The 1,435-nt window shown below is 55.8% G+C and carries 1 protein-coding gene; it reads left to right on the top strand.

Annotation, left to right across the window (positions count from 1 at the left end):
• Window positions 1-87: 87 nt before the first annotated feature.
• The gene (locus tag FHD02_RS23935) at window positions 88-1,425 is read left to right on the top strand and encodes an IS4 family transposase (protein ID WP_137361777.1); all 1,338 of its coding nucleotides are present in this window, start codon (window positions 88-90) and stop codon (window positions 1,423-1,425) included.
• Window positions 1,426-1,435: the final 10 nt, after the last annotated feature.

The raw sequence follows: 1,435 nt of genomic DNA, 5'->3' as shown, positions 1-1,435 counted from the left end.
GGCGCAATACCGATCAGTTAAGGATCGGTTGACCGATCCTTAAACTGCGGCACTATAACGGCTTCCACTACAGGGAGCCGTTTTCTTATGCCACTTCTCAATGACCTGCTCGATTTCAGTGACCATCCGCTTATGCCACCGCCCTCTGCACAGCTTTTTGCAGAGCATCTCCCCGTTGAGTGGATACAGCACTGCCTGACGCTTTCCGCACATGCGACCGTGCGCCGCCGTCGTTTACCGGGCGACATGGTTATCTGGATGGTGGTGGCTATGGCCTTCTTCCGCAATGAACCGATTACCGATGTGGTTCGTCGTCTGAACCTGAGCGCGGATGGCGAAGCGGGAATGAACCTGCTGGCTCGCAGCGCGGTCACCCAGGCGCGTCAGCGCGTGGGGGCCGCTCCGGTGGAATGGCTCTTCCGCCAGACCGCAAAGACATGGGGAACGGAACGTTACCTGAAGGATGACTGGCACGGACTGCAGCTTTTTGCCATTGATGGCGCGCAGTTCAGGACACCTGATGAACCTGAGCTGCGTGAACATTATGGCTCTGCCAACACCTCCACTGAGCGGCAGAGTGCATACCCGGTTATGCGCCTGGTGGCGTTAATGAACCTGGGCAGTCATGTGCTGCTGGATGCCGCGACCGCGCCTTACCGGCGCAGCGAAACACTGCTGGCCCACTCAATGCTCGCCGCCCTGCCGGATAACTCCATTACGTTGTTTGACAAGCTGTTCTACAGCGCAGACCTGCTGCTGACGCTGAATCGGCAGGGGAGTAACCGCCACTGGCTGCTGCCCGCCCGCAAGGATATGGCTGCAGAAACGGAAACCAGCTATGGCGCAGGTGACAGGCTGTTGAAACTGAAAGTGTCGCAACAGGCACGGAAAAAGAACCCTTCACTGCCAGAGTTCTGGTATGCCCGGGCGGTGACTTATGAGGTGAACGGTGTGGAGAAAACGGTGCTGACATCGCTCCCGGCAGACCGCTACAAAGCAAAAGAGGTGGCGGAGCTTTACCACTCACGATGGGAAATCGAAGTCGGGTTCAGAAACCTGAAAAGCAGCCTGCTGAATAATGCCCTGGTACTGAGAAGCCGTAAGGTTGAACTGCTGGAACAGGAGGTCTGGGGTATGTTGCTGGCCTATAACCTGATACGGCGTGAAGCGACAAAAGCAGCAGAGAAACACAAAAGGGCGCCGTCAGAAATAAGCTTTAAGTTCGCGTTCCAGTTTATCGCAACGGAAATGATAGTACTGGGGAATACGGTATCGCCGGGGACAATCCCGAAACGGCTGGAGCACCTGCGGGGAAATCTGGAAGCGGTGTTTATAACAAAACGCCCCCGACCATCAAGGCCGAGGGCGGTCAAGATATCAAAAACCCACTATCCGATAAAACGCAGTACTGCTCCGCTTAAGTGAACAGTATTGC

The sequence above is a fragment of the Citrobacter sp. EC_71 genome (assembly GCF_019584005.1).
Classification (GTDB): Bacteria; Pseudomonadota; Gammaproteobacteria; order Enterobacterales; family Enterobacteriaceae; genus Citrobacter; species Citrobacter werkmanii.
This window is presented reverse-complemented; position numbering and strand designations above follow the sequence as displayed.

Coding starts and splice junctions, on each gene's coding strand:
- FHD02_RS23935 (WP_137361777.1), top strand. CDS start 88: ATGCCACTTCTCAATGACCTGCTCGATTTCAGTGACCATCCGCTTATG.